The following is a 19,361-nucleotide window of genomic DNA, read 5'->3' on the forward strand; positions in this document are numbered from 1 at the left end:
AGCTGCACGTCGTTGTACAAGGACCGTCAATTGAACCAGAACTGGCACGCAACCCTGATTCGCCATCTGCTGTTGCTGATTACCGTCTGCCTGATCGGCGGGCTGGTCAGCGGCTACTACGGCTGGAGCCTGGCCATTGGCCTGGCGCTCTATCTGGGCTGGACCCTCAAGCAATTGCTGCGCTTGCACGACTGGCTGCGCAATCACCAACCTGACGAAGCACCACCCGATGGCTACGGCCTGTGGGGCGAGGTGTTCGATAGCATCTACCACCTGCAACGCCGCGACCAGCGTGTGCGCGGCCGCCTGCAGGCAGTGATCGACCGGGTGCAGGAGTCCACCGCCGCGCTGCGTGACGCGGTGATCATGCTCGACAGCGACGGCAACCTGGAATGGTGGAACCGCGCCGCCGAGACCCTGCTGGGCTTCAAGACCCCACAGGACGGCGGCCAGCAGGTGACCAATCTGGTGCGCCACCCGCTCTTCAAAGAGTACTTCGAGGCAGAAAACTACCTCGAACCGCTGGAAATCCCTTCGCCGATCAATGACCGCATGCGCGTGCAGTTGCACATCACCCGCTACGGCAACAATGAACACCTGATGCTGGTGCGCGATGTCACCCGCATCCACCAGCTGGAACAGATGCGCAAGGACTTCGTCGCCAACGTGTCCCACGAGCTGCGCACGCCGCTGACGGTAATCACCGGCTACCTGGAAACCCTGCTGGACAACGTCGAAGACGTGAACCCACGGTGGAGCCGCGCCCTGCAGCAGATGAGCCAGCAAGGCTCGCGCATGCAAACCCTGCTCAACGACTTGTTGCTGTTGGCCAAACTGGAAGCCACCGATTACCCATCGGACAACCAGCCGGTGGCAGTCGATGCCCTGCTCGCCGCCATCAAGAACGACGCCCAGGCCCTGTCCGGGCCGCGCAACCAGCGCATCAGCCTGGAAGCTGCGCCCGGCCTGAAGCTGAAGGGCAGCGAGTCGGAACTGCGCAGTGCCTTTTCCAATCTGGTGTTCAATGCAGTCAAGTACACCCAGGACGAAGGCAACATCCGTATCCGCTGGTGGGTCGATGCCCAGGGCGCTCACCTGTCGGTGCAGGACTCGGGGGTGGGCATCGATGCCAAGCACTTGCCACGCCTGACCGAGCGTTTCTACCGGGTAGACTCCAGCCGTGCATCGAATACCGGCGGGACCGGGTTGGGGCTCGCAATCGTCAAGCATGTGCTGATGCGCCACCGCGGCAAGCTGGAAATCAGCAGTGTACCGGGGCATGGCAGCACCTTCACCTGCCACTTTCCGCCAGCACAATTGGCCAACGAAAAGGCTTGAGATTGGGGCTGCGGCGCAGCCCTTCGCGGGCATGCCTGCTGCCACTTGGACCGCAATGAGTCCGCTGCCCTTTGCTTTTACGGCCCCAGCCGCTACATTGGATTCCCCGTGCCAGCAAAAGCTGGCACTTTTTTTCTCTCTATCTCAAAGACGGACCCCGTAAAAACTCCATCATGGACCCTTCTTCTGGTATCAGCCTCACCTCGTTATTCGCCGATTTCGGCATGATCATTTTTGCCTTCCTGCTGGTGCTGCTCAACGGCTTCTTCGTTGCTGCGGAGTTCGCCATGGTCAAGCTGCGCGCCACACGCGTAGAGGCCATCGCCGAAAAGCACGGCTGGCGCGGCAACATCCTGCGCAAGGTTCACAACCAGCTCGACGCCTACCTGTCGGCCTGCCAGTTGGGCATCACCCTCGCCTCGCTGGGCCTGGGCTGGGTGGGTGAGCCCGCCTTCGCCCACCTGCTGGAGCCATTGCTGGCCTATTTCGGCGTGGACAGCGCCGAGCTGATCAAGGGCATCTCGTTCTTCGTCGCCTTCTTCGTCATCTCGTACCTGCACATCGTGGTCGGCGAACTGGCACCCAAGTCCTGGGCTATCCGCAAGCCAGAGCTGCTGTCGCTGTGGACTGCCGTGCCGCTGTACCTGTTCTACTGGGCGATGTACCCGGCCATCTACCTGCTCAATGCCAGTGCCAACACCATCCTGCGCATTGCCGGCCAGGGCGAGCCTGGCCCGCACCACGAACACCACTACAGCCGCGAAGAGCTCAAGCTGATCCTGCACTCCAGCCGTGGCCAGGACCCAAGCGACCAAGGCATGCGCGTGCTGGCCTCGGCCGTGGAAATGGGCGAGCTGGAAGTGGTCGACTGGGCCAACTCGCGTGAGGACATGATCAGCATCGACGCTCATGCGCCTCTGAAGCAGATCCTGGCCCTGGTGCGCCGCCACAAGTTCAGCCGCTACCCGGTGTACGACGCCGAGCGCGAAGAATTCACCGGCCTGCTGCACATCAAGGACCTGCTGCTGGAGCTGGCTGAGCTGGAGCACTTGCCAGAGACCATCGACCTGGAGGACCTTGCCCGGCCACTCGAACGCGTGTCGCGGCACATGCCGCTGGCCCAGTTGCTGGAGCAGTTCCGTAAGGGCGGAGCGCACTTCGTGCTGGTCGAGGAAGCCGATGGCAAGGTGATCGGCTACCTGACCATGGAAGACGTGCTGGAAGTGCTGGTAGGCGACATCCAGGACGAACACCGCAAGACCGAGCGTGGCATTCTCGCCTACCAGCCGGGCAAGCTGCTGGTGCGCGGCGACACCCCCCTGTTCAAGGTCGAGCGCTTGCTGGGTATCGACCTTGACCACATCGAGGCAGAAACCTTGGCCGGGCTGATTTACGAAACGCTCAAGCGCGTGCCTGAAGAAGAGGAGTCGCTGGAGGTCGAAGGGCTGCGCATCATCATCAAGAAGATGAAAGGGCCCAAGATCGTACTGGCCAAGGTGCTGAAGCTGGATTGATGGCCAAATCGCTCAGGGGTTGCCGGCAGTGAAATCCGGCATCCCGCTGATCGGCCTGTCGAAGCGGTAAGGTATCGACTCCAGCGCCAACCCCACATTGCGCTGCACCACAAAATGCAGGTGCGGCCCAGTGCTGTTGCCGGTATTGCCCGACTTGGCCAGCATCTGGCCCTGCCGTACCCGTTGCCCCTCCGCCACCACCACCGAACCGCGCATCAGGTGAAGGTATACGCCCATGGTGCCATCAGGGTGCAAAATCCTGACAAAGTTACCCGAGGGGTTGGGGCCGCGCCCGCTCTGGCTGTTCTCCGTCTTCACCACCACCCCTTCCCGCGCCGCGATGATGGTGGTGCCTTCGGGCATGGCGATATCCATGGCGTAGCGCCCTTTGGGTCCAAAATGACTGACGCGACCATTGGGGCCCTGAGTGACACGGAACGGCCCGCCAATCCACGGGAACGCATAGCGGAAGCCCTGGGGCCGTTTGCCCGGGTCACCCATGGCCTGCAGCAGGGTCGAACGGTAGTTCAGCAGCAGCCCGGGCCGCCCCCTGAGCACACTGAGCATCTGCGTGCTGCGCGGCGGCAGCAGCCGGCGCACGATACGCGGGGCATCGCCGCCTTGTGCGTTGACCAGGTTGTCCAGCCGCAACTCTACCTCTACCGGCACATGCAGCTCGTTACGTGCGGAAAAGCTCACGCCACCGTCGAAGGTTTTCGCATTCAGCCGCACTTGGCCTTCGAGCGTTTCGACCATGGGCTCGCGCAGCACCAAGGGCTTGGCGCCGGGGCCAGGCCGGTCGGAATAGGAGATGACACCGGAATCGTCGGTGATCTTGTAGAGCGTCACGCCCTGGCTCGACACTGAGGCCATGAGCAATGCACAGAACAGCAGCAGGCGGGCGGGCATGATAGTGGCTTTTTGACAGTTATGATCTGTCGAAGCCTAGCAGCGGGTTTTACGGTCGGTATTGCAGCTGGTCGGATGGGCGACGCGAGCTTTTGCCAGGAGCACCTTGTGCTGCTCCTGCCAAAAGCATGGCGCGGGGCCGGGGTCAGCCACCAGGTGTGAAGTGCTTCTGCGCAGTGCCGCGGGCGATCAACCGAGAAAGGTAGTCGAGCTTCTGGGCATCCTGGTCGACAAACTTGAACGTCAACTGCAACCAGTCACTGTCTGGTTTTGGCTCCAGCGCCGCGACAGCATGCAGGTAGCCGTTCAGGCGAGCGACTTCGGCACTTTCGCCCTGCTCCAGGTCCAGCACCGCACCTTCCAGCACCTGTGGCAGCGCTTCGCTGCGGCGTACCACCAGCAGTGCCTCTTTCAGGCTCAACGCCTTGATCACACATGGCTGCGTACCACTGGCCAGGCGCAGCTGGCCCTGGCCACGACCGCTCGGCGCGGGGGCAGCAGGTGCAGGAGCCGCGACCAAAGGCTTGGCCGACGCCGGCGCTGGCGCCGCAACCTTGACCGCTTCCGGCTTGCCCGCAGTCAGCGCGTTCAACGAATCGTTGGCAAACGCCGAATTGGCTCGTGCCGGGCCGATGGCCATCAGGCTGTCGAGCTTGCCGATCTTGGTCAGGGCTTTCTTTACCTTGGTCAGCAGTTGCTCGTTGGTGAACGGCTTGCCTACAAAATCGGAAACGCCTGCCTGGATCGCCTGAATGACGTTTTCCTTGTCACCACGGCTGGTCACCATGATGAACTGCAGATTTTTCAGTGCAGGCTGCTGACGGCACCAGGTAAGCAGTTCCAGGCCTGACATTTCCGGCATTTCCCAGTCGCACAGGACCAGGTCGAACGCTTCCTTGCCGAGCATGGCCATGGCCTTGCGACCGTTGACCGCGTCGTCGATGGCCATACCCGGGAAGGCATTACGCAGACACTTGCGGACCAGATCACGGATAAACGGGGCGTCATCCACGACCAGCACATTCACTTTACTCATCGATACTCCTTACGAATCCCGTCTAGCCTACTGCCAATGATGGCTACTTGCCACAACCTGGTCACGCCGGGACCTCTTCACATCGTTCGCGGGTGCCTGCCGGCTCTCGACCGCAAACGAAAACGCCCGGCCAAGGCCGGGCGTCGATGCTCGGGAGCAACCTTACTTATCGTCAGATTCGCCCAGAACATTAGCCTTTTCGCCGTTGGCGACAGCAGTGCCCTGCACTTCTGCCGTCATGCGCTTGAGCCCCATGTGGCGCACATCGGTGCCGCGCACCAGATAGATCACCAGTTCGGAGATGTTGCGCGCATGGTCGCCAATACGCTCCAGTGAACGCAGCACCCAGATCACGCTCAGCACCCGCGAGATAGAGCGCGGGTCTTCCATCATGTAGGTCACCAGTTCACGCAGCGCGGTCTTGTATTCGCGGTCGATGGTCTTGTCGTACTGGGCCACCGACAGCGCCAGGTCGGCGTCGAAGCGGGCAAAGGCGTCCAGCGCATCACGGACCATGTTGCGCACCTGGTCGCCAATATGGCGTACCTCGACATAGCCACGTGGCGACTCGCCCTCTTCGCACAGCTGGATGGCGCGGCGGGCGATCTTGGTCGACTCGTCACCGATGCGTTCCAAGTCGATCACCGACTTGGAAATGCTGATGATCAGGCGCAGGTCCGAGGCCGCTGGCTGGCGGCGGGCGAGGATGCGCAAGCACTCCTCGTCGATGTTGCGCTCCATCTGGTTGATCTGCTCGTCAACCTCGCGCACCTGCTGGGCCAGACCAGAGTCGGCTTCGATCAGCGCGGTAACCGCGTCGTTGACCTGCTTTTCCACCAGCCCGCCCATGGCCAGCAGGTGGCTGCGCACCTCTTCGAGCTCGGCGTTGAACTGCTGGGAAATGTGATGGGTAAGGCTTTCTTTGTTGATCATCGTTTTGTCCTTTGGTAGCGCGGCCCTGTAGGAGCGGGTTCACCCGCGAACACCGGCAACGCCAGTGCCAGACACCGAGGTGCCTGTTTCGCGAGCGGCGCTTAGCCGTAGCGACCGGTGATGTAGTCTTCGGTCTGCTTCTTCGCCGGGTTGGTGAACAGGGTATCGGTATCCCCGAATTCGACCAGTTTGCCCATGTACATGAACGCGGTGTAGTCCGAAACACGCGCCGCTTGCTGCATGTTGTGGGTCACGATGACGATGGTGTACTTGGATTTCAATTCGTAGATCAGTTCTTCGACCTTCAAGGTCGAGATCGGGTCCAGCGCCGAGCACGGCTCGTCAAGCAGCAACACCTCCGGCTCCACGGCAATGGTACGGGCGATGACCAGACGCTGCTGCTGGCCACCGGACAGGCCCAGCGCCGACTCGTGCAGGCGATCCTTGACCTCGTCCCACAAGGCGGCGCCCTTCAACGCCCACTCGACGGCTTCATCGAGCACGCGCTTCTTGTTGATGCCCTGGATGCGCAGGCCGTAGACCACGTTCTCGTAGATGGTCTTGGGGAACGGGTTCGGCTTCTGGAACACCATGCCCACACGCCGGCGCAGTTCGGCAACGTCTTCGCCTTTGCGGTAAATATTGTTGCCGTACAGGTTGATGGCACCTTCCACACGGCAACCGTCAACCAGATCGTTCATCCGATTGAAGGTGCGCAGCAGGGTCGACTTGCCGCAGCCGGATGGGCCGATGAAGGCGGTCACGCGCTGCTTCGGGATGTTCATCTGCACGTCGAACAGCGCTTGCTTGTCGCCATAGAACAGGCTCAGGCCCGGCACTTCGATGGCCACGGTTTCTTCAGCCAGGCGCAGGCTCTGCTTGTTGCGGCCCAGGGCAGACATGTCGATGCCATGGGTGTGGGAATCTTGCTGCATGGTCAACTCCATACGCTATCAATTCGTTTCAAAGGCCCGCCCGGCTTACGGGCGGCACGCTTGCAATCAGGGTCAGCTGTCCAGCGCCTTGTACTTCTCGCGCAGGTGGTTGCGGATCCACACGGCAGAGAGGTTGAGCGTCGCGATTACCAGCACCAGCAGCAGCGCAGTGGCGTATACCAGCGGCCGAGCGGCTTCGACGTTCGGGCTCTGGAAGCCGACGTCATAGATGTGGAAGCCCAGGTGCATGATCTTCTGGTCCAGATGCAGATACGGGTAGTTACCATCCACCGGCAGCGATGGCGCCAGCTTCACCACACCCACCAGCATCAGCGGCGCCACTTCGCCGGCGGCACGGGCCACGGCAAGGATCATGCCGGTCATCATGGCCGGGCTGGCCATGGGCAGGACGATTTTCCACAGGGTCTCGGCCTTGGTTGCACCCAACGCCAACGAGCCTTCACGCACGGTGCGCGGGATACGCGCCAGGCCTTCTTCGGTGGCCACGATCACCACCGGCACCGCCAGCAATGCCAGGGTCAGCGATGCCCACAGCAGCCCCGGGGTACCCAGCGTCGGCGCCGGCAGTGCTTCCGGGAAGAACAGGCGGTCGATCGAACCACCCAGTACGTAGACGAAGAAGCCCAGACCGAACACACCGTAGACGATCGCAGGAACACCGGCCAGGTTGTTCACCGCAATGCGGATAAGCCGGGTGACCGGACCCTGCCTGGCGTATTCACGCAGGTAAACGGCAGCCAGCACGCCGAACGGGGTGACAATCACAGCCATGATCAAGGTCATCATCACGGTACCGAAGATGGCAGGGAAGATACCGCCCTCGGTGTTGGCTTCACGCGGGTCGTCGCTGAGGAACTCCCAGACCTTGCCGAAATAAGTACCCAACTTGGTGAGCGCCGACATGCCGTTCGGCTGAATGGCATGCACCACCTTGCTCAGGTTGATTTCCACTTCACGACCATTGGCATCGCGGGCCACCAGGCTGTCACGGGCAAAGGCCTGGTGCAGGCCAGTCAGGCGGTCTTCGATAGCCTTGTAGCGGCTGTTCAGTTCGGCACGGTCGGCGTCCATGTCGGCTTGCGCGGCGGCGTCCAGCTTGCCGTCCAGCTCCAGCTTGCGCGCCTGCAAGCGCAGGCGCTCGAGGCCATGGTTGATGGCCCCGATATCCTTCTTCTCGAGGCTTTGCAGCTCGTTGTTGAGTTGGTTGGCGCGTTTGAGACGGGCCTGCAGTTCGTTCCAGGCGGCAGGCCCCTCGGCGACTACGCGGCCTTCTTCCTTGACGCTGACCAGGTAGCCGTAAAAATTGCCCCACTCACGGCGTTCCACGGCAATCAGGTCGGCTGGGTGTTGCTCATCGACCAGCCAGTCGCCGACCACCCAGGTGAAGTCGCTACCATTGAGGTCGCGGTTACCCACCTTGATCAGCTCTCGGGTCATGAACTCCGGACCCTGGTCAGGCACCGGCAGGCCAGCCCCCTTCAGACGAGCTCGGGGTACTTCCTCCTTCTGCACCACTTCACCAATGACGACGTGACCGGCCTGGCCCGGCACCTTGTAGGTGGCCTGGACAAGATCGGCTGGCCAGAAATGGCCCAGGCCACGCACGGCGATCACCGCCAGCAGGCCGACGGTCATGATCACGGCCATGGCCACCGCACCGCCGCTCATCCAGACGCCTGGGGCGCCGCTCTTGAACCAGCCTTTGAGGGAATCCTTTTTCACGGATCGCTACCTTTCTATCAAAGCGACGAGTATTTCTTGCGCAGACGCTGGCGAATCAGCTCGGCCAAGGTGTTCATGACGAAGGTGAACATCAGCAGCACCAGGGCGGCCAGGAACAGCACGCGGTAGTGGCTGCCACCGACTTCCGATTCCGGCATTTCCACAGCCACGTTGGCGGCCAGGGTGCGCATGCCCTCGAACAGGTTCATCTCCATCACCGGTGTGTTGCCGGTCGCCATCAGCACGATCATGGTCTCGCCTACCGCACGGCCCATGCCGATCATCAACGCCGAGAAGATGCCCGGGCTGGCAGTGAGGATGACCACGCGGGTCAGCGTCTGCCAAGGCGTCGCGCCCAGTGCCAGCGAGCCCAGGGTCAGACTGCGCGGCACACTGAACACGGCGTCTTCGGCAATCGAGTAGATGTTCGGGATGACCGCGAAGCCCATGGCGATACCGACTACAAGGGCGTTGCGCTGGTCGTAGGTGATACCCAAGTCGTTGGTGATCCACAGGCGCATGTCGCCGCCGAAGAACCAGCTTTCCAGATGCGGGCTCATGGTCAGGGCGAACCAGCCGGTGAACAGGATGACCGGAATCAGGATCGCCGCTTCCCAACCATCCGGTACACGCAGGCGGATCGACTCCGGCAGTCGGCTCCAGAAAAAGCCGGCCAGCAGGATACCGATCGGCATCAGCAGGAACAGGCTGAACACACCGGGCAGGTGGCCTTCCAGGTACGGGGCCAAAAACAGGCCGGCGAAGAAGCCAAGGATCACCGTCGGCATCGCTTCCATCAACTCGATCACCGGCTTGACCTTGCGGCGCATGCGCGGGGCCATGAAGTAGGCGGTATAGATGGCTGCGGCAATGGCCAGCGGGGCAGCCAGGATCATGGCGTAGAACGCGGCCTTCAAGGTACCGAAGGTCAGCGGCGACAGGCTCAGTTTGGGCTCGAAGTCAGTGTTCGAAGCGGTCGATTGCCAGACGTATTTCGGCTCGTCATAGTTCTCGTACCACACCTTGCCCCACAGCGCGCTGAACGAAACTTCCGGGTGCGGGTTACGCAGGCTCAACGGCAACAGCTTGCCGCCTTCTTCGATGATGATGCGGTTGGCGCGTGGCGACAGGGCCAGCGTGCCAGGGCCTTCGGCAGCCGGCTCAACCAGCAGGGTTCGGTGTGCAGTGCTGTGGAACACGCCCAGTTTGCCTTCGGCGTCCAGGGCGATGAAGCCCTTGCGGCGCTCTTCGGCGTCGATCTGCACGATTGGCGCCTTGCCCATCTGGAAGGTACGGATCTGCTTGAAGCGCGATTCGCCATCCGGGTCACGGGCCATGAACCATTGGGCCAGCCCCCCCTTGGAGTCACCGATGATCAGCGAAATGCCACCAACCAGCTGGGCGGTGGCGGTAATTTCGGTGTCAGCGCTTTCAGACAGCTTATAACGGCCGTTGAGGCTCTTGTCGCGCAGGCTGAACACATCGGCCGTGGCGCGACCGTTGATCACATACAGCCAGTGCTGGCGTGGGTCGATGAAGATATTCTTCACCGTTTCGGTCATTTGCGGCAGGTCGATGCGGTTCTGCTCGGTGGTGACCTCTTCGGTCATCATGTTTTCCGTGCGGGTCAGTTCGACCACCTGCAGCTGAGCACCAGTAGAGCCGGCCAGCAGCAGGGTGTCCCCATTGACGTTGACGCTGACATGGTCCAGCGCACGCCCCTGCTCGTCGAGCACGAACGATTGCTCGCCGTACGGATAATCGATGCCAGGGGTGATGGTTTTCTTGTTGTCCGGGTAGGTGATCTTGTAGGTGTGGTGGAACACCAGAGCCTGACCATTGGACAAGCCCAGTACCACCAGCGCGCTGCCCGGCTGGTCAGTACTGATGGAAGTAACCTGGGTGTCCGCCGGCACTGCCAGATCGACACGCTTGAGTTCGTTACCGGTCTTGGTATCGAAGAACAGTGCCTGGCCCTTGTCCGAAACACGCATCCCCACCTGATTCTGCTCTTCAAGCGCGATCATCAGTGGCTTACCGGCATCCTGCTGCAGCCATGTCGGCTCCAGGGCCTTCTTGCTGGTCAGCTCGGCGCCCTGGAACAGTGGCAACACCACATAAGCCAGGTAGAAGAAGATCAGCGTGATGGCCGCCAATACGGCAAGCCCGCCTACCAGTACGTACCAGCGGGTCAGGCGGTCCTTGAGCGCGCGCATGCGCCGCTTGCGTTGCAACTCGGGCGTATTGAAATCAATGCGCACGGGCTGGGAGTTTTGGGTCATGTTGGAATTGGCCAGATCATTCATGCGCACACCCTAGCGGTCCCGTGTGACAAAAACATTACAAAGTGGTGACGCGCGAAAGCCCGCCGCACAGGGAGCCTGGCTTCGGACTGAAAATGCGTGGAAGAGGCCGGGCAGTGGCACCGGCCTCTTCTTAATTACTTACTTCTTTGCAACGTTACCGGTGTGCGACAGGCCCAGGTCAGCCAGGGTCTTGTCGACGACTTTTGCCGGCAGCGGGATGTAGCCGTCCTTCACCACCACCTGCTGGCCCGCTTGCGACAGCACCAGCTTGACGAACTCGGCTTCCAGCGGGGCCAGAGGCTTGTTCGGCGCCTTGTTTACGTAGACGTACAGGAAGCGCGACAGCGGGTAGGTGCCGTTCAGGGCGTTGGCTTCGTTGTCTTCAACAAACTCGCCGCCTTCTTTCTTGGCCAGGGCTACGGTCTTGACGCTGGCGGTCTTGTAGCCAATACCCGAGTAGCCGATGCCGTTCAGCGAGGAGCTGATCGACTGCACGACCGAAGCCGAGCCAGGCTGTTCGTTGACGTTAGGCTTGAAGTCGCCTTTGCACAGGGCTTCTTCCTTGAAGTAGCCGTAGGTGCCGGATACCGAGTTGCGGCCGAACAACTGAATTGGCTTGTTGGCCAGGTCACCGGTCACACCGACGTCGCCCCAGGTCTTGATGTCGGCCTTGCCACCGCACAGGCGAGTGGAGGAGAAGATGGCGTCGACCTGAGCCATGGTCAGGCCCTTGATTGGGTTGTCCTTGTGCACGAACACGGCCAGGGCGTCGACGGCAACCGGGATGGCGGTCGGCTTGTAGCCGTACTTCTGCTCGAAGGCTTGCAGCTCGACGTCCTTCATCTTGCGGCTCATCGGGCCGAGGTTGGCGGTGCCTTCGGTCAGCGCGGGTGGCGCGGTAGAGGAGCCGGCAGCCTGGATCTGGATGTTTACGTTCGGATATTCCTTCTTGTAGGCCTCGGCCCACAGAGTCATGAGGTTCGCGAGGGTGTCGGAACCGACGCTGGAGAGGTTGCCCGATACACCAGTGGTCTTGGTGTAGGTCGGGATCGCAGGATCGACAGCGGCTACCGCGTTGGCGGTTGCAACGCCAGCGGCGGCAAAGGTAAGGGCCGCCATCAAACGCTTCAGTTTCATGCCTTGCTCCTAGCAGGAATATTGGGGTGTTGGATGGAACGGGCCCAAGTATCGGCAGGCCGCATGAATACGATATGACTTCATTATGACAATTGGATGAAAGGCCATCACTGGAAGCAGGTCTGGCCACTTCGCGGCTAAAGCCGCCCCTACAGGTTTGGTGTCGGCCTTGAGCCCTGTGCCCCCCTGCCGGAGCGGCTTTAGCCGCGAAGTGACCAGCAGCCGTAGCGCCGATCAGCGCTTGTTGGCGAGCAGGTACAGGCCCACAGCCAGACCAACGGCGCACAGGCCTGCCACGTAGTAGGCAGGCGCCATCGGGCTCACCTTCAGCAGCGCGGTCACCACCATCGGCGTCAGCCCGCCAAAGATGGCGTAGGCCACGTTGTACGAGAACGACAGCCCGCTGAAACGCACCACCGCCGGGAACGCCTTGACCATGACATAAGGCACTGCGCCAATCACGCCCACGCACAGGCCGGTCACGGCATACAGGGGGAACAGCAACTCGGGCCGGGTCGGCAGGCTGTGGTAGAAGACCCAGGAACTGGCCAGCAAAAGCAGGCTGCCGATCACGAACACCCGACCCGCCCCATACCGGTCAGCCAGGCTGCCGGCACCAATACAGCCGAAGCTGAGCAACACGATGGCCAGGCTGTTGGCCTTGAGCGAGTCGGTCGGGCTGATGTGGTAGATGCTCTGCAGCAGCGCCGGGGTCATCAGGATGACCACCACGATGCCGGCCGAAAGCATCCAGGTCAGCAGCATCGACAGGATGATCGGACCACGATGGTCACGCAGCACGGCGCGCAGTGGCAACTCCTCCGCCAGTGCCTTGCGTTGCTGCATTTCGGCGAACACCGGGGTTTCGTGCAGCCAACGGCGCAGATAAACCGAGAACAGGCCGAACACACCGCCAAGCAGGAACGGGATACGCCAGGCGTAGTCAGCCACCTCTTCCGCGCTGTACACGCTGTTGATCAAGGTCGCTACCAGCGAGCCCAGCAGAATGCCGGCGGTCAGGCCGGCGGTCAGGGTGCCGCAGGCATAGCCGGTGTTGCGAGCCGGCACGTGTTCAGAGACGAACACCCATGCGCCCGGTACTTCGCCGCCGATTGCCGCGCCCTGGATCACGCGCATCAGCAACAGCAGGATCGGTGCCCACATGCCGATCTGCGCATACGTCGGCAGCAGGCCCATGATCAGGGTCGGCAGGGCCATCATGAAGATGCTCAGGGTGAACATCTTCTTACGCCCGAGCAAGTCGCCGAAGTGAGCCATGATGATGCCGCCCAGCGGCCGCGCCAGGTAGCCGGCGGCGAAGATGCCGAATGTTTGCATCAGCCGCAGCCACTCGGGCATGTCGGCCGGGAAGAACAACTTGCCCACCACCGTGGCGAAGAACACGAAGATGATGAAATCGTAGAACTCCAGCGCGCCGCCCAGGGCGGACAGTGAGAGGGTCTTGTAGTCGCTGCGGGTCAGCGGCCGCGAGGGCTGCTCGATACTGCTCGGCACGGAAGTCATCGCTCGTTGTTCTCTTTGTAGGGCATGCAGGCCGCTTGGCGCGCGGCTTCTGGATTGGAGACAGGCGAAGATAGCAAATTGCCGAGCTACGCCGAAAGCGATACAAAATCCACACAGATATTCATGAATGCGCGGTCGTCGCTGGCCGTTATGCCCTATATACTGGCAGTTCGTAGGATTATGTTGCTCCTGACGTGGGATGTTGTGCGAAAACGCCGGTCACTATTGTCGGGCGGTTTCGCAGAGTTTCCCTACGGCCGCCCAGTGAAACGAAATCGGCGTAGTATGTTTCAAGCTGAATCGTTTACCCGGCCTTTGCGCCACACCAACGAAAAGCGTCACGGGTCAGAGGCCCCATCGCATGATTGAGCTCGAACAAGAAGATCCAATCCCGCAAGGCGACCTGGCCTTGCAGATCACCGCACTGCCGCGAGAAACCAACGGTTTCGGCGATATCTTCGGCGGTTGGCTGGTTGCCCAGATGGACCTGGCAGGCACGGCCATGGCCAGCCGTGTCGCCGGCGGCCGCGTAGCCACCGTAGCCATCGACCGCATGGCCTTCCTGGTGCCCGTCGCGGTCGGCGCACAGCTGTCTTTCTATACCCAGACCCTGGAAATCGGCCGCAGCTCGATCCAGATGATGGTCGAGGTGTGGAGCGACGACCCGCTGTCCAGCGAATGGCGCAAGGTCACCGAGGCGGTATTCGTCTTCGTCGCCATCGACGGCAGTGGTCGTACCCGCTCGGTGCCTCGTCGCTGAGCCACGCTGGCGGTAAACTCATTGCATCTGCCCGGGTCCAAGGCCCACTGGCAATCAATGAGAAGAACGCAATGGCTACCTTTCAGGTCGTAACCGAGCAACATGGCGAACTCAACTGCTGGCGTATCAGCAGTGACCGCGCCGAACTCCTGATCGCCCAGCAAGGCGCACAGGTCCTCAGCTACCAGCAGGTAGGCGAACCGCCACTGCTGTGGCTGAGCGACCAGGCCCTCTTCCGCCAAGGCAAGTCGGTACGCGCCGGGGTACCGGTGTGCTGGCCATGGTTTGGCAACCTGCAGCGTAACCCTCAGGCCGTCCAGGCCATGTACCACGGAGCACAGGCGCCTGCCCACGGGCTTGCGCGCACGCGTGACTGGCAATTGCTGGGTATCGAGGACGTGGGGGAGACCCTGCGGATCGAGTTCGAACTGCCTGAAGCACAGGGCGACCTGCCCGGTTGGCCCCATGATGTCGAGCTGAAACTGGTGGTGGAGATGGGCGCAGACCTGAAACTGAGCCTGACCAGCCGCAACATGGGCAATACCCCCGTGACCATCAGCCAGGCCCTGCATAGCTACTTCGCGGTCAGCGATGTGCGCCAGGCGCAGGTCGAGGGTGTCGACGGGCTGGGTTATATCGAGACCCTGGCGGGCTGGGAACAGCGCCAGCAGCAGGGGGTACTGACGTTTGCCGGGGAGACGGACCGGATCTACCTGAACACCCCGCAGACCCTCAGCATTGTCGACCCGCATTGGAATCGGCGGATTACCTTGACCAGCAGCGGCTCGCGCACGGCGGTGATCTGGAACCCCTGGACCGAGCGGGCCAAGGAGCTGGCAGACATGGCTGACGATGGCTGGCAGCGGATGTTGTGCATCGAGACGGCGAATGTGTGGGATGACCTGGTGGAGTTGGAGCCCGGGGCGAGTCATTCGCTGGGCGTCCAGATCGGTTGTGAAAATATCTGAGCCCTGCTCTTTTATTACCGGCCTCTTCGCGGGCTTGCCCGCTCCCACAGGTTCTCCACAAGCCTCGAAAATTGTGGGTTACCTGTGGGAGCGGGCAAGCCCGCGAAGAGGCCGGGGCAATTATCAAAGGTCTGCGTCTTCCACCACCCTCACCTTGTTTGCATCCAGCGCATAGGCCGCATCGGCCAGGTCATTGCTGACCTTTTCCACCTTCAGCTTGCCGCTGACCCACAGCGGTGTGTAGATGTCATCGATCTTCAACCCTTTCGGGTAGCGCACCAGCACCAGCTGGTTCGGCGGCGGTGGTGGCACATGGATGCACGCGCCTGGGTACGGCACCAGGAAGAACAGCGTGCTGTTCCCCTTGGCATCGCTTTCCAGCGGTACCGGGTACCCGCCCAGGCGGATATCCCTGTTGTTCATGGCCGCCACGGTCTTGGTCGAGTACATCACCGCCGGCAAACCCTTGCCCTGCTTGAGGCCGCCCTTGTCGGTAAAGGTGCCCATGGCTTCCGGCGAGTTGTGGTCGATTTCAGGCATTTGTTCGAGTGCCTTCTGGTCCGACTTGGGCATCAGCTCCAGCCAGTCGGTTTCGGGCAGTTCGGCATGGGCCAGGGTACTGGCCAACAGCAAGGGGATGAGGAAAAAGGCACGCATGAAAATGCTCGGCAACTCGAATGAATTGCCGAGCATTCTAACCAGTAATCAGCGCTTCTTGATGAATCCGTAGATCACCAGCAGCACCACGGCACCGACCAGCGCGCCAAGGAAGCCCGCCGCCTGCCCAGCCTGGTATATACCCAGCGCCTGGCCGCCATAGGTAGCCAACAAGGAGCCGGCAATACCCAGCAGGATGGTCATGATCCAGCCCATGCTGTCATCGCCCGGCTTGATGAAGCGGGCCAGCAGGCCGACGATGAGGCCGATGAAGATGGTTCCAATGATACCCATGGCAATCCCTCTGCAGTGAAGTTGGAACAAGCCAAAGCCTAGACGGGCTTCGGCTTGCTGCCATATTCAGAGGGCGTGCTGCTTGCAGAAGTTCGATTCGATGCCCGATCAGTTGCTGATCAGCGCCTCTACTTCGGCAATCTTGCGCTCGAGGGTGGCCATATCAGCGCAGCGCAGGGTGGCGTGTCCAACTTTGCGGCCAACCTTGAAGGCTTTGCCGTAGTGGTGCAGGTGGCAGTCCCCGATGGCGAGAACCTTGTCCACGGCCGGCACTTCACCGATGAAGTTGAGCATCGCGCTCTCGCCCACCTTGGCGGTCGAGCCCAGTGGCAGGCCGGCAACGGCACGCAGATGGTTCTCGAACTGGCTGCACTCGGCACCTTCGATGGTCCAGTGCCCGGAGTTGTGCACGCGCGGGGCGATTTCGTTGGCCTTCAAGCCACCATCAACTTCGAAGAACTCGAAGGCCATCACGCCAACGTAATCCAGCTTCTGCAACACGCGGCCGACGTAATCTTCGGCCAGCGCCTGCAGCGGGTGTGCCTGGCTGGCTACCGACAAGCGCAGGATGCCGCTCTCGTGGGTGTTGTGCACCAGCGGGTAGAAGCGGGTTTCGCCATCGCGGCCACGCACGGCCACCAGCGATACTTCGCCAGTGAACGGCACGAAGCCTTCCAGCAGGCATGGCACGCTGCCCAGCTCGGCGAAGGTACCCACCACGTCTTCTGGCGTGCGCAGCACCTTCTGGCCCTTGCCGTCGTAACCCAGGGTGCGGGTTTTCAGCACGGCCGGCAGGCCGATGCTGGCCACTGCGGCGTCCAGATCTGCCTGCGAGAGGATGTCGGCAAAGGCCGGGGTGGGAATGCCCAGGTCGCGGAACATGCTCTTTTCGAACAGGCGGTCACGGGCGATGCGCAGCGATTCGGCGCTGGGGTACACCGGCACGAACTGCGAGAGGAAGGCGACGGTCTCGGCCGGGACGCTTTCGAACTCGAAGGTGACCAGGTCGACTTCGTCGGCCAGCTGACGCAGGTGGTCCTGGTCGCCGTAGTCGGCACGCAGGTGCTCGCCCAGGGGCGCAGCACAGGCGTCCGGTGCCGGGTCGAGGAAGGCGAAGTTCATGCCCAGCGGGGTACCCGCCAAGGCCAGCATGCGGCCCAACTGGCCGCCACCGATTACACCGATCTTCATGGGTTGAGCCTCAAGCCTGGCGCGGGTCTGGGTTGTCCAGCACGGTGTCGGTCTGTTCCGTGCGGAACTGCTTCAACGCCGCGTGGTACTGCGGGTACTTGGCGCCCAGAATGCTGGCCGACAACAGGGCAGCGTTGACTGCACCGGCACGGCCGATGGCCAGGGTGGCAACCGGCACACCGGCAGGCATCTGCACGATCGACAGCAGCGAATCGACGCCCGACAGCATCGACGACTGAACCGGCACGCCCAGCACCGGCAGGTGGGTCTTGGCGGCGCACATGCCTGGCAGGTGGGCTGCGCCACCGGCACCGGCGATGATCACCTCGATGCCACGGCCCTCAGCCTCCTCGGCATACTGGAACAGCAGATCCGGGGTGCGGTGGGCGGAGACCACCTTCACTTCGTAGGGAATGCCGAGTTTTTCCAGCATTTCGGCGGTGTGGCTAAGGGTGGACCAATCGGACTTGGAGCCCATGATCACGCCAACCAGTGCACTCATCGTCGAGCCTCTCCTGCAAGCGCCTTCTGGCGCGCTAAAAGCAACAAGCCACGCAGGTGGGCCGGCGTGGCTTGTCATACGGATTCTGAATCGACCAGGTCGGCCGAAGGCGCGGGATTGTAACGTATTTAAAGGCTGGCCGCCCACCCCTACAAGCACATGTCGGATCAAAGGGCAAGCTGTCTCGTGGGACAACTTTTTCCCGCCGCCTCGGGGTCGACGAGTGCTGTAAGCCTGCATCGTTACTCGAGCATTTTGGTACGTCTACATGAACGCTCCATGCTTCTTCGTACTTTCGTTTGGCCTGGTACTCGGCATGCAATTGCCAAGCGCTTCCGCAGCCCGCTCGCTCACCGTCACCAGCTCATGAAATTGGCCATCTGCCAGGCGCCACGCATGAAGACGCCGAACTGGAGTTCAATGGCTGGGTGTGTGAAACGTACACGCCCCCCGTGTACCGACACGATCCAACTGCTACCGCTACAGCGACAGGAATCGTGCAAATATCACTGATTACCTGAAAGGCAACTCAACGTGACGCTTCACCTTGTGCTCCAGACGACTCCAGCTTGCGCCATAGCAAGCGGACGTTAGCCTTACGCACCAAAGCGCAGCGATACAGGCGGATTTCCAGCGGCACATGCCATTGGCTACCGCCGCAGATCGCCAACTCACCGCGTTCGAGCTCGCCACGCATCGACAGGCGCGGCACCCAAGCGATGCCCATCCCTTCCAGGGCCATGCTCTTGAGGCTGTCAGCCATGGCGGTTTCATAGACGGTGGTATAACGCAGGTTGCGCTGGCGCAGCAGTAAATTGACCGAGCGGCCGAGGAACGCGCCGGCGGTATAGGCTAGCAATGGCACGCTGCCCTCGCCTTCCAGGTCGAACAATGGCTTGCCATCGGCATCCACGGCGCACACCGGCAGCATTTCAGTGGTGCCCATGTGCAGCGACGGGAAGATTTCGGCATCCATCTGCAAGGCCGCGTCCGGGTCGTAGAAAGCCAGCATCAGGTCGCAACCGCCTTCGCGCAGTGCGTGTACGGCATCTCCGACGTTAGTCGCAACCAGGCGGGTGGCGATGTTCAAACCGTCGTTGCGCAACTGGGCCACCCAACGGGGGAAGAAGCCCGACGCCAAGGAGTGTGCCGCAGCTACCTGCACCACTTCGCCCTGCCCGCCTTCAAGATGATGCAAATGGCGGAGAATTTCGCCCAACTGGTCGACAACAGTACGCGCCGTGACGAGAAATAGCTGCCCGGCCTCGGTCAGCTCGATGGGTGTGCGAGAGCGGTTAACCAGTTGCAAGCCCAACGCCGCCTCAAGGCTGCGAATGCGCCGGCTGAAGGCCGGTTGAGTAACGAAACGCCGCTCTGCCGCCTGGGAAAAACTGCGGGTAGCGGCCAGAGCGCTGAAGTCTTCCAGCCATTTGCTTTCAAGGTTCACAAAGCACATCTCCCGGCGTGCACCAAAATGGAACACGCTCGAATATCAATTGGCGTCACATGAAACACTATGCCGTTTGTGCATAGGTTAGCGTGCAATAGCATTGGCCGCAAAAACACCTTCAGGCCTAGGATTGGCGCCATTCCGGCATGTGCCGGGTCAAAATC

At 61.6% G+C, this 19,361-nt stretch carries 17 protein-coding genes; 4 read left to right on the top strand and 13 right to left on the bottom strand.

The features are described 5' to 3' along the window. The first annotated feature begins 30 nt into the window (after positions 1–30). Entirely contained in the window at positions 31–1,338 is a 1,308-nt protein-coding gene (phoR, locus tag ACYCCG_RS03110) for a phosphate regulon sensor histidine kinase PhoR (protein WP_176682903.1), read from the top strand. A gap of 173 nt (positions 1,339–1,511) precedes the next feature. After that, positions 1,512–2,852: a hemolysin family protein gene (locus ACYCCG_RS03115; protein WP_176682904.1), complete on the top strand. Its 1,341-nt coding sequence runs from the start codon at positions 1,512–1,514 to the stop codon at positions 2,850–2,852. Between the two features lie 12 nt (positions 2,853–2,864). Here the strand turns inward: ACYCCG_RS03115 and ACYCCG_RS03120 are convergent, their stop codons facing one another. From ACYCCG_RS03120 to ACYCCG_RS03155, 8 genes are all read right to left on the bottom strand, one after another. Continuing rightward, positions 2,865–3,761: a peptidoglycan DD-metalloendopeptidase family protein gene (locus ACYCCG_RS03120; protein WP_209969111.1), complete on the bottom strand. Its 897-nt coding sequence runs from the start codon at positions 3,759–3,761 to the stop codon at positions 2,865–2,867. A gap of 145 nt (positions 3,762–3,906) precedes the next feature. Then, a complete protein-coding gene (locus ACYCCG_RS03125) occupies positions 3,907–4,797 on the bottom strand; it encodes a response regulator (RefSeq protein ID WP_176682906.1) in 891 nt (296 codons plus the stop codon). Positions 4,798–4,959: 162 nt separating this feature from the next. Then, complete coding sequence (phoU, locus tag ACYCCG_RS03130) at positions 4,960–5,730, bottom strand: phosphate signaling complex protein PhoU (protein WP_176682907.1); 771 nt, start codon at positions 5,728–5,730, stop codon at positions 4,960–4,962. Positions 5,731–5,831: 101 nt separating this feature from the next. Then, complete coding sequence (gene pstB, locus ACYCCG_RS03135; protein ID WP_021785270.1) at positions 5,832–6,665, bottom strand: phosphate ABC transporter ATP-binding protein PstB; 834 nt, start codon at positions 6,663–6,665, stop codon at positions 5,832–5,834. A gap of 72 nt (positions 6,666–6,737) precedes the next feature. Beyond that, a complete protein-coding gene (gene pstA / locus ACYCCG_RS03140) occupies positions 6,738–8,354 on the bottom strand; it encodes a phosphate ABC transporter permease PstA (RefSeq protein ID WP_339442853.1) in 1,617 nt (538 codons plus the stop codon). A gap of 71 nt (positions 8,355–8,425) precedes the next feature. Continuing rightward, positions 8,426–10,714, bottom strand: a complete 2,289-nt coding sequence (locus ACYCCG_RS03145) for an ABC transporter permease subunit (RefSeq protein WP_176682908.1) — start codon at positions 10,712–10,714, stop codon at positions 8,426–8,428. Between the two features lie 138 nt (positions 10,715–10,852). Beyond that, on the bottom strand, positions 10,853–11,851 hold the full coding sequence (locus ACYCCG_RS03150) for a phosphate ABC transporter substrate-binding protein PstS (protein ID WP_176682909.1): 999 nt from the start codon (positions 11,849–11,851) through the stop codon (positions 10,853–10,855). A gap of 234 nt (positions 11,852–12,085) precedes the next feature. Further along, a complete protein-coding gene (locus ACYCCG_RS03155; protein WP_014592874.1) occupies positions 12,086–13,375 on the bottom strand; it encodes an MFS transporter in 1,290 nt (429 codons plus the stop codon). A 361-nt stretch (positions 13,376–13,736) separates the two neighbouring features. Between ACYCCG_RS03155 and ACYCCG_RS03160 the strand changes: the two genes are divergently transcribed. Both ACYCCG_RS03160 and ACYCCG_RS03165 read left to right on the top strand, forming a co-directional pair. Further along, positions 13,737–14,135, top strand: coding sequence for an acyl-CoA thioesterase (locus ACYCCG_RS03160; protein WP_003253317.1), 399 nt, complete (start codon positions 13,737–13,739; stop codon positions 14,133–14,135). A 71-nt stretch (positions 14,136–14,206) separates the two neighbouring features. Further along, complete coding sequence (locus tag ACYCCG_RS03165; RefSeq protein WP_459669391.1) at positions 14,207–15,103, top strand: D-hexose-6-phosphate mutarotase; 897 nt, start codon at positions 14,207–14,209, stop codon at positions 15,101–15,103. Between the two features lie 123 nt (positions 15,104–15,226). On the opposite strand, the gene ACYCCG_RS03170 is transcribed toward ACYCCG_RS03165, so the two are convergent. The 5 genes from ACYCCG_RS03170 to ACYCCG_RS03190 all read right to left on the bottom strand — a co-directional run bounded on the left by ACYCCG_RS03170 (position 15,227) and on the right by ACYCCG_RS03190 (position 19,194). Then, a complete protein-coding gene (locus ACYCCG_RS03170; protein WP_459669392.1) occupies positions 15,227–15,760 on the bottom strand; it encodes a DUF3299 domain-containing protein in 534 nt (177 codons plus the stop codon). 48 nt (positions 15,761–15,808) lie between these two features. Further along, positions 15,809–16,054 (bottom strand): GlsB/YeaQ/YmgE family stress response membrane protein, encoded by a 246-nt coding sequence (locus ACYCCG_RS03175; RefSeq protein WP_003253308.1) that lies wholly within the window; start codon positions 16,052–16,054, stop codon positions 15,809–15,811. A 108-nt stretch (positions 16,055–16,162) separates the two neighbouring features. Continuing rightward, positions 16,163–17,245 (bottom strand): 5-(carboxyamino)imidazole ribonucleotide synthase, encoded by a 1,083-nt coding sequence (locus tag ACYCCG_RS03180; protein WP_021785277.1) that lies wholly within the window; start codon positions 17,243–17,245, stop codon positions 16,163–16,165. 10 nt (positions 17,246–17,255) lie between these two features. Next, entirely contained in the window at positions 17,256–17,747 is a 492-nt protein-coding gene (gene purE, locus ACYCCG_RS03185; RefSeq protein WP_176682914.1) for a 5-(carboxyamino)imidazole ribonucleotide mutase, read from the bottom strand. A gap of 529 nt (positions 17,748–18,276) precedes the next feature. Next, positions 18,277–19,194 (bottom strand): LysR substrate-binding domain-containing protein, encoded by a 918-nt coding sequence (locus tag ACYCCG_RS03190; protein ID WP_339442822.1) that lies wholly within the window; start codon positions 19,192–19,194, stop codon positions 18,277–18,279. Positions 19,195–19,361: the final 167 nt, after the last annotated feature.

Source organism: Pseudomonas sp. VEM90 (genome assembly GCF_054611535.1).